This is a genomic window from Lactobacillus sp. (genome assembly GCF_051893255.1).
Classification (GTDB): domain Bacteria; phylum Bacillota; class Bacilli; order Lactobacillales; family Lactobacillaceae; genus Lactobacillus.
Genome location: NZ_JBJFHB010000041.1, coordinates 1 through 9,235 on the forward strand (window position 1 = coordinate 1; position 9,235 = coordinate 9,235).

Consider the following 9,235-nt stretch of genomic DNA (forward strand, 5'->3'; position numbering starts at 1 on the left):
TTCTTTTTGTCCCTTCTTAGCTAAATGGTAAATGACCAAAAGTGTCGCAATGCCAGCAAAAGCGAAGATAGAAAAAGGAAACGCCTTAGTTTGCAAAAGGCCTTTAATCGTTGCATCGATGTTAACCTTGTTTGGATCATTTTTGATCAAGAAGAATAGCGCAGAAAATGAAAAATTTAGATATTCAACTATTAGTAATCCGCTCAATGACCACGCACTGAACGGAATTCTGTGTTTATTTTTCATAAATCCATCTCATATCTTTCCCTTCTTCCAAATGAACTTTTACCTAGATTTTATCCCCCCGACAGTCACTTTCAACACTTTTCAAAATTTTATCTCCTATACGCGTATAGAAAAGCAAATCCTACCCAAACAAAAAGATCCACAAATGTGGATCTTTCCTAGATGCCATATTTACGACGCAAATCTCTCTCTTGATCGCGCTTTTTAATGGTCTCTCTTTTATCGTATTCTTTCTTACCTTGGGCAACCCCAATCAAGACCTTGGCAAAGCCATGTTTAATGTAAACTTTCAAAGGAACGATGGTCATCCCTCTTTGCGCTTTAACCTCAGCCAGCTTGGCAATTTCCTTTTTATGCAAAAGCAGGCGTCTTGATCTCAGCGGATCATGGTTGTAACGATTGCCTTCTTTATATTCATCAATATGCACATTTTCTAAAAAAGCTGAGCCATTGATGATCTGCACATATCCGTCCCGCAGGCTGACATGTCTTGACCGAACCGACTTGATCTCCGTCCCCGTCAAGGCAATCCCCGCTTCGTAGGTGTCCTTGATGAAGTAATCGTGTCTTGCCTGCCGGTTTTGTGCTAAGACATTATCTTCTTTCTTCTTTTCTTTCACTCAGAAAGCCCCCTAACTTTAGCGCGGGCGCTTGCTGCTTTGCCCCAAGCGCTGGCCGCGGTTGTTCTTGCTTACCTTGTGCTGGCGGTCGCCGCTGTAGCCCTTCCGGCGGTCACGATTGCCGCGGCCACCATGGCCGTTCCGGTTATCGCGGTTTCGGTCACCCCGGTAGCGGCCTCGGCCATTTCTGCCTTGCCCCCGGTCGTTATGCGGACGCTTTTTAGCATCGGGATCATAGACTTCAAAGTCTAATTGGTGCTGCTCAACGTTGGCATTGGTCAAAACTACCTTGATTGGCATCCCTACCTTATATTGCTTGTGCGTCCCCCGGCCCGTCAAGGTCATGGTCTTTTCGTCGTATGAGTAGAAGTCATCCTTTAGGTTAGAGATGTGGATCAAGCCTTCCACCGTGTTTTCCAATTGGACGAACATCCCAAAGCTGGTAACCGATGAAACAACCGCATCAAACTTCTGCCCTACCTGGTCGGCCATGTATTCGGTCATCTTCAGGTCGTTAGTTGCCCGCTCAGTGTCGATAGACCGGCGCTCTTGAGTTGAGGTTTGCTCAGCAACTTCTGGCAATTCGCTGGCAAAGTGCTCCTTAACCTCGTCGCCCATCCCTTCTTCTAAGTAGGTGTGGATCATCCGGTGAACCATGGTGTCTGAGTACCGTCTGATTGGGGAAGTGAAGTGGGTGTAGTACTTAGCCGCAATCCCGAAGTGGCCCAGCGGTTCTTCAGAGTAGTGGGCCTGCTTAAGACTGCGCAGCATCATCATTTGGACAACTGCTTCTTCTGGCGTGCCCAGGGTCTTGGTCACAACCTTTTGCAAATCGAGTGGCTTGACGTCATTAGGGTCAGCCTTGATGTTTAAGCCAAAGGCGCTGCAGAATTCAAAGAATCTGGTAATCCGGTCAGCTTCTGGCGTTTCGTGCACCCGGTATAAAAATGGCACGTGCTTCTTGTAGTAGGCTTCAGCTACCGTTTCGTTGGCTAGCAGCATGAAGGATTCAATCATCTTTTCGGCCGTACCCCGTTCGTGAAGAACGATGTCAACCGGCTTGCCCTTGTCGTCAACGATGATCTTGGCTTCTGGCTCTTCAAAGTCGATGGCGCCGCGGTCATGTCTTTGCTTGTAAAGGACTTCGTGCAAGTCTGCCATTTCCCGCAGCATTGGGCGGACCTTGACGTACTTGTCTTCCAGGTCGCTGTCTGGGACATCGGTCAAGGCTTGGTTAACCTTGTTGTAAGTTAGCCGCCCATGAGACCGCATGAGGGCTGGGTAGATGTCATAGCCTACCCGCTCACCATCTGGAGTGATTTCCATGTCGCAGGACAAGACCAAGCGGTCTACGCCTTCGTTTAAGGAACAAATCCCATTTGACAGTCTAAATGGCAGCATCGGGATTACCCGGTCAACCAGGTAGGTACTGTTGCCCCGGGCAAAGGCTTCCCGGTCTAAAGGCGTTCCTTCTTTAACGTAGTGGGCAACATCAGCAATGTGGACGCCCAGGTGGTAGTTGCCGTTAGGCTTTTTCCAGACAACGACCGCGTCGTCAAAGTCTTTGGAGTCATCGCCGTCGATAGTCACGGCCGCTTGGTCCCGGATGTCCCGCCGGCCCTTTTTCTCTTCGCCAGTCACATGGTCAGGGATGGCATTAGCCTGGGCTAGGACGTCTTCTGGCCAGTCCACCCGGATGTCGTGCTCAGCCACGATAGACATGATGTCCACGCCTGGATCGTTCTTGTTCCCGATGACTTCCACTACGGCCCCGGTCATGGAATCAGGAATGTCTTCGCTTGGGTAGTCCTTGATGGTTACCTTGACCATGTCGCCTAGTTGCGGAATGATCCCTTGATCAGATACGTAGACCTTGTATTTCTTGAACTTCTTGTTGGTAGAAATCACGTAACCGGCAAAGTGGCTGATCTTGACCTGGAGGTCTTCAAGTGGGGTGTATTCCCCAACCAAGGAACTGGTCCCTCTTTCCAGGATTTCCAGCACTTCCCCTTCTGGGCCTTTGCCGTTCCAAGGGTTGCCGCCAACCGTGATCTTGACCTTGACCCGGTCGCCGTCAAGAGCCAATTTAGTATTGTCAGCCCCGATAAAAATGTCGTCAGCTTCTTCATCATCTAAGCGGACAAAGCCAAAGCCCTTGTCGTTGGCCCGGAAGACGCCTTCAACTTCGGTATTTTCCTGGGTCAATTGGTAGCGGCCGTTGCCGTCAGTGATGATCTTTTTCTCATGTTCTAAAGTCGCCAAAGACTTGATCAGGTCGGTAAAGTTGCCGAGGCGGTCCCGCCGGGCCTGGCGCTCGATCTGGTCTACCGTGAACTGTCTTTGGGGATTGTGGCGGAAGATTTCAAGCACTCCCGCCAATGCAGCTTCATTTTGCGTCATATTTTCTCCATTACTAGTTTTACTTAAAGCTTTTTTGCTAAAAAAAAGCCTCCCATCAACTGATCGGGAGGTCTTGATTATTTAGAAGACAGAATTGCCAAAATAATCGAAAAAGCGAAGAAGAGTACCAACAATACTGAGGTTACCTTCTCCATAAAGGCTTCAAAGCCCCGCTTCTTAGTTTGTCCGCTGAATACGGCACCACCTGACAAAGCGTTCAAGGCATCTTGTTGCTTTTGTGGCTGCATCATTGTTGCAAAGATGATCAGGATTGAAACAATGATCAACAGCGTCATCATCACGTTATACACTGTACTGCCTCCAATTTATTCTACAATTACTCAGCTATTATATCATACTCTAGCTTACTTTGTCTTTGTTTTTTTCAGTTCCGGCGCATCTGTTTTGTAAAGACTAGTTGCGTCCTTCTTGCCCAGCTGACTCTTCAGGCTGGTCTTAGACTTGGCCGCCTCTTTCAGCTTGGCCAAAGCCGCCGTCTTGTTGTAGTCAAAGTCGCTGGTATCCACCTTCTTAAACCAGGATGGCTTGTAAAAGCGAAGCAGGTTCCCGGTCATCACCCGGTCTGACAAGGACAGCTGCGTCGTTACCTTGTTGGCTAAGATGCGGCACTGGTCCTTGTCCTTTTTGCTAGTGACCTTTTTCCCGGTTTTGGTGTAGTAGTAAGTGCTGCCCACCTTGGTAAAAACGGGCGACACAAAGTTGCCGTTTCGCTGGGCCACCAGCTGCGGGTTGTCTTTACTCAAGAGGTCATGGCCAAAAAGAATCATCTTCTTGCTAGAGATGCCAAGCAGGTTCAATAAAGTTGGCATGACGTCAATTTCCCCGCCATAGGTGTGCTTGACCCCGCCTTTCAGGCTTGGTGAATAGAACATGAGCGGCACCCTTTGGTACTGCTGGTCTTCAAATTCGCCGTAGTTCTTGATCCCGGTCAGCTGGGCCATGGCCTCGTTGTGGTTGTTGGAGATACCATAGTGGTCGCCGTAAAAGACCAAGAGCGTCTTTTTGTCTAAGCCTGTCTTCTTCAGCCAGGTCATCAGCTCGCCAATAGCCTGGTCTAAGTAGTGGGCCGTTTGCACGTAGCCGTCTACCGTGGAGTCCCCGGTCGTCGTCTTTTTGATCGACTGGTTCTGCTTGTCCAGCATGTAAGGGTAGTGGTTGGTCACCGTGATTAATTTCAGGTAAAAAGGCTGCGGCAGGCTGGCGATGTACTTAGCCGATTCTTTCAAGAAGATCTTGTCCTTTAAGCCGTAGCCCAGGTACCAGCTGTCTTGGTAGTTATAGTAGTTTAAGGACATAAAGTACTGGTAGCCAAAGGACTTGTAGGCATTGTTCCGGTTCCAAAAAGAACCCGTCCCCCCGTGCATGACGGCGGTCGTGTAGCCAGCCTTTTGGTTCAGGATCGCTGGCATGCTCTCAAAAGTATTGCTAGTGCCGTAAGTCGACATGGCCGACCCCGACTGGACCCCGAAGAGGGAATTTTCCAGCATCATTTCCGCATCTGACGTCTTCCCCTGTCCAACTTGGTTGAAAAAGTTATCAAAGGCCAGGGTGTGCTTGTTTTTATAAAGCTTGTTTAAATTTGGCGTAACTTCCTTGCCCTGCCACTTGTAGCCAATCAGGAACTGCTGGAAGCTTTCTAGGTGGATGTAGATCACGTTATTGCCCTTGGCGACTCCGGTATAAGCGGAATTGGGCTGGACGTAGTTTTGCTTGATGTACTTTTTAACAGAAGACAGGTCTGACACCTTGGCATTGGCCATCTGGGCACTGGTCTGGGCCGTCTTGACCCCGTCGTAGATGGCGTACTCGTTGATGCCGAGGTACTTGACGATGTAGTTGTTGTCAAAAGTTCTGGTCAAGAGGCCCGACCGGTCCTGCTGGGCCAAGAGCAGGTTGACCCCGGCCAGCAAGATGGCGCCCACTTCGATCCCGGTCTTTAATTTCCAAGACTTGGGCCGCAGGTCCATCTTAATGGCCTTGGTTGCCAGCAAGATGGTCAAGATGACCGGGTCTAAAAAGGCTAAAAAGTCGCTTCCTTTTAAGATGCCGGCAATGCTTTTGCCCAAATTTTCCGACGCGCTGCCGGAATTCTGCATCAAGGAAAAGGATAGGAAGTTGGAAAATTCCCGGTAGTACAGGATGTTGGCAAAAAGCCAGGTAGCCAGGATGAAGTCGAAGATAATCATCAGCCAGTAGGACTTGCGCCCCTTGACCAGCATCCCGATTCCGAGCAAGAGCAGCGCCGATGGGATCGGGTTTAAAAAGAGCAGGAAATATTGCATCCCGCTGCTGGCTCCCAGGCTAAACTTGGTCAGGTAGATCAAGCAGCATTTCAGCCAGTAGCCAAAAACCGCTAGCGACAAGAAGGCCGTCTTCGACGTCCTCAGCCAATTGCCAAAAGCAGCTAATTTTTTCATGACATACCTCGTTAATTATTCGCGAATTTTCGCCGGCTTAATGCTCCAGGCAAAAATCCCCAGAATCATCCCAAAGAAATAAGTGGCAAAGCGCCAGACAAACATGGCGGTGACAACTAAACCAGACTGAGCGATAAAGCTGGCAAAAAGGGTCTGGAAGCTGAATTCCGCCCCGCCGCTGGCCCCTGGCACCGGAATGACGGCCATGAACATGATGATCAAGACGGTCATGATGGTCACCTGGAAGTAGTTCACCTTGAGGCCAAAGGCGTACAGGGTCAAGTAAGGCGCTGAATAATAGCACAGCAGCTGCAAGATGGTGAGCGGAATGATGCCCCACAGCTTTTCTTTCTCTTTTTTCAAGGCCTGGCTTTCTTGGTAAAAGCTCTCAACCTGGGCCAGGGTGGCTTCTTCCCATGATGCCACCTTGTCTTTTGGCAAAAATTTGCCCAGGAAACTCATCAATTTTTTCACCATCCGCCGGGTCCAGTCATGGGCAAACATGGCGAGCAAGAGCAGGATGATCGAAGACACGTGGAGGGCAAAGCCAATAAAGATGAAGATGGCCAGCCCGGCAAACTTGCTGGCAACCAGGGAAAAGCCGCTGGCAAAGGCGGTCAGGTAAGCTGCCAAAACCACCAGCTGGTAGCAGATGAACTTCATCATCAAAATCGAAGTCGACCGGCCGATCGGCATCCCCATTTCGGCCATCGCCGCCAGCTGGGACGGCTGCCCGCCGGTCGCCATCGGGGTAATCCCGTTAAAAAGCGCCTGGATTAAGGGGATGCGGAGGTAGGACCAAAAGCTTCGCTTGGCTTCCCCCGGCCTTTTGGCTAAGAGCCACAAGATCAGGGCTTCGCAAAGATAAGACAAGAGCATGGCCAAAAAGACCAAGCTTACCTTGCCTGGGCTGATCTGCTTGGCAGCGGCCGCCAAGACTTTTACCGGCGTTTCCTTGAGGTCAAAGTAAAAAACACAGCCAGAGATCAAGAGGACCACGACGATCCCCCAGAAAGATTTTTTATTCATAAATCTGCCCTAGTTCCCGGCCGATCTGGTACTGCTCGGTGTAAAAGTCCTTCCAGATTTCAGCCAAATGATCTTCAGAATACTGCTGGCTAGCCCGCCGAGACAGGTCTTGGTAATGGGTCAGGATGTTGGGGTGGTTAATGGCAAAATGGAGCTGGTCGTTAAGGCCATCAAAGTCCTTGCCGGCCAGGTAGTAGCCATCGATGATGGCCCGGTAAAGGTCTAAATCCCGCAAAAGCACTGGCGTCCCGCAACTGAAGGCTTCAAGAACTGACATCGGGAAGAGCTCGTCAAAAGATGGAAGCAAGAACAAATCAGCCATGTTCAGGTAGTCCACCAATTTTGGCCGGTCGATGATGCCGGTAAAGATCAGGTTCTTAGGCGGGTTGTCGACCAGCTTCTTGAAGTGGTCATAGCCGTCCGTGATCTTGCCAAAAGAGAAGCCCCCGGCCCAGACAAACTGAACCTCAGGGTTGGCTTCAGCCAGCTTGGCAAAGTCGTCAACGCCCTTCCTCGCTTGCACTTGTCCATCGCCAAAGACGACGAACTTGTCTAGCGGAATTCCCAGTTCTTTCCGGGTTGCGTTCTTTTTGGCCTGGCTTTGCTCATAAAATTCACTCTTAGCCACAAAGTTGGGGATGTAGCGAATCTTGCTCCGCTGCAAGCCGTAGTCGGTCAGCTTGTCGATAAAGATGGGGTTCACGACTACGATCTGGTCCATCCGCTTGTAAAAGTCGATCACGTAGTTGTAGAAGACCTTCTTAGCTGGTGCAGGGAGTTTAATTGACCCCTCCAGGGTATCCGGCAAAAAGTGCACGTAGCCGATCTTCCGGCCCCGTGCCTTGGAAAAGCTGTTAGCAAAGTAAGTCGGGTTGATGGTGTGGTAGTGGGTCAGGTCGCTTTTGCCATACTTGTTGACGGTCACGTAGAAGTCGTCCACCAAGTGGGTTCTAAGCAAGCGGAGCAGTTCTAAGTAGGCCGCCCCCACGCCTTGGCCGGCAACGGAGTCAGCTTGGGAAAAATGGTTAATTCTGATCATCTTTGTCTTTATCCTCTTTCACTTGGTAGTTGTCGATGGCAAATTGGTAAAAGTCGCACACGCGGCTGGCAAAGCGGGATGCAGAAATTTCATCCAGCTTTTTAGCTAGGAGGTCCTCAGGGATTTCAATCCGTCCTTGGCGGAGATAAGCTTCAATGGCATCTTTCATCTGCCGGTAGGTTTCAAAAGTCGTCCCGTAAACCGGATTGTCAAAGACCTGGTCGGTATATTCGGTCTGGTAGACTACGCAGCGGCGGCCATTGGCCAGGGCTTCGATATAAGTCAGCCCCTGGGTTTCGGTATCGCTGGCTGACACAAAGAGGTCAGCCATCTGGTAGTAGCTGCCCACCTGGTCGTGCTCGACATTGCCGGTAAAAATCACGTGTCCTTCTAAAGTCAGGCGTTCAACCTGGTCTTTTAACTGGTCCACGTCCGGGCCATCGCCGGCGATGACGAAAATTAGGTTTGGGAATTCCTCTAAGAGTTCCGGCATCACCTTTAAGATGTGGCTAATCTTCTTTTCGGCTGCCACCCGGCCCAGGGTCAGCATGACTGGTGCGTCTTCACTGATGCCCAGTTTTTTCCTTAAATCGGTCTTTTTGCCCTGGCTGACGGCTCCCAGGTCCACCCCAGTCGGAATCACCCACATGGGAATTTCCACCCCGTAGCGGGTCAATAAATTGGCTACGCGGGGACTAGGGGCGATCACTCCGTCCATGTTCTTTAAGTAGCCCTTGGTGAACTGCTTAACGTGGACTGGCCGCAGGAGATGGCCGTTTAACACATAGTGCAGATAGTCTTCATACATGGTGTGATAGGTGTGAATGGCCGGAATTTCCAGTTGCTTGGCTACGAACTTGCCAATGGTCCCCATGGAAAACTCGGTTTGGGTGTGGACGATGTCCAGGTTTACCTCTTTAGCCACCTTGGCTGCTTCAAAGAGGCCGCGAAAGGCAATCCGGCGCTCAGAAAAGCCAATAAAGGGCACGGAGCTGAAGCGGAAGATGTTGGCTTCTACCGTGTCCTTGTCCACGCCTGGGTCGGTCGTGGTAAAAATAAAGACGTTATGACCTTGCGCTTCCAAGGCTTCCTTTAAAGTTTTGATTGAAGTCGCTACACCGCTGTTTTGCGGAAAGTAGGTATCTGTAAACAGGCCAATATTCATAGTAACTTTGATTTCCTCCATACTATCCTTTATATTATAGAAAATCCCTAAAAGAGGTGCAAACCTCTTAAGAAAAACGCTAAAAACAAAAAACGGCTCAAATGAGCCGTTTAAAACATAGCGGTGATCGGGGTCGAACCGATACGTCCGTAATGGACACCAGATTTTGAGTCTGACGCGTCTGCCAATTCCGCCACACCGCCGTATTATTTCGCAACTTTCCTAAAAATAAAAAAGTTTGAAATAGCGGTGATCGGGGTCGAACCGATACGTCCGTAATGGACACCAGATTTTGAGT

General features: G+C 50.0%; 7 protein-coding genes, 1 tRNA gene and 1 pseudogene. All 9 read right to left on the reverse strand.

Annotated features, from left to right (window positions below):
• Nucleotides 1-246 (reverse strand): annotated as a pseudogene (locus ACI4WN_RS03480) (hypothetical protein); the annotation flags it as partial.
• 158 nt (nt 247-404) lie between these two features.
• Nucleotides 405-866, reverse strand: a complete 462-nt coding sequence (gene smpB, locus ACI4WN_RS03485; RefSeq protein ID WP_439776978.1) for an SsrA-binding protein SmpB — start codon at nt 864-866, stop codon at nt 405-407.
• An 18-nt stretch (nt 867-884) separates the two neighbouring features.
• The gene (gene rnr / locus ACI4WN_RS03490; RefSeq protein WP_439776979.1) at nt 885-3,266 is read right to left on the reverse strand and encodes a ribonuclease R; all 2,382 of its coding nucleotides are present in this window, start codon (nt 3,264-3,266) and stop codon (nt 885-887) included.
• Nucleotides 3,267-3,343: 77 nt separating this feature from the next.
• On the reverse strand, nt 3,344-3,577 hold the full coding sequence (gene secG, locus ACI4WN_RS03495; RefSeq protein WP_439776980.1) for a preprotein translocase subunit SecG: 234 nt from the start codon (nt 3,575-3,577) through the stop codon (nt 3,344-3,346).
• 54 nt (nt 3,578-3,631) lie between these two features.
• Complete coding sequence (locus ACI4WN_RS03500; protein WP_439776981.1) at nt 3,632-5,704, reverse strand: LTA synthase family protein; 2,073 nt, start codon at nt 5,702-5,704, stop codon at nt 3,632-3,634.
• A gap of 15 nt (nt 5,705-5,719) precedes the next feature.
• Nucleotides 5,720-6,733, reverse strand: a complete 1,014-nt coding sequence (locus tag ACI4WN_RS03505; protein WP_439776982.1) for a lysylphosphatidylglycerol synthase transmembrane domain-containing protein — start codon at nt 6,731-6,733, stop codon at nt 5,720-5,722.
• Nucleotides 6,726-7,772: a glycosyltransferase family 4 protein gene (locus ACI4WN_RS03510; RefSeq protein ID WP_439776983.1), complete on the reverse strand. Its 1,047-nt coding sequence runs from the start codon at nt 7,770-7,772 to the stop codon at nt 6,726-6,728. The genes ACI4WN_RS03505 and ACI4WN_RS03510 overlap by 8 nt, the downstream gene beginning before the upstream one ends.
• Entirely contained in the window at nt 7,759-8,958 is a 1,200-nt protein-coding gene (locus ACI4WN_RS03515; protein WP_439776984.1) for a glycosyltransferase family 4 protein, read from the reverse strand. Before ACI4WN_RS03515 ends, ACI4WN_RS03510 begins: the two co-directional genes overlap by 14 nt.
• Nucleotides 8,959-9,055: 97 nt before the next feature.
• Nucleotides 9,056-9,140: transfer RNA gene (locus ACI4WN_RS03520), tRNA-Leu, on the reverse strand.
• Between the last annotated feature and the right edge of the window lie 95 nt (nt 9,141-9,235).

Coding starts and splice junctions, on each gene's coding strand:
- rnr (WP_439776979.1), bottom strand. CDS start 3,266: ATGACGCAAAATGAAGCTGCATTGGCGGGAGTGCTTGAAATCTTCCGC.
- ACI4WN_RS03500 (WP_439776981.1), bottom strand. CDS start 5,704: ATGAAAAAATTAGCTGCTTTTGGCAATTGGCTGAGGACGTCGAAGACG.
- ACI4WN_RS03505 (WP_439776982.1), bottom strand. CDS start 6,733: ATGAATAAAAAATCTTTCTGGGGGATCGTCGTGGTCCTCTTGATCTCT.
- ACI4WN_RS03510 (WP_439776983.1), bottom strand. CDS start 7,772: ATGATCAGAATTAACCATTTTTCCCAAGCTGACTCCGTTGCCGGCCAA.
- ACI4WN_RS03515 (WP_439776984.1), bottom strand. CDS start 8,958: ATGGAGGAAATCAAAGTTACTATGAATATTGGCCTGTTTACAGATACC.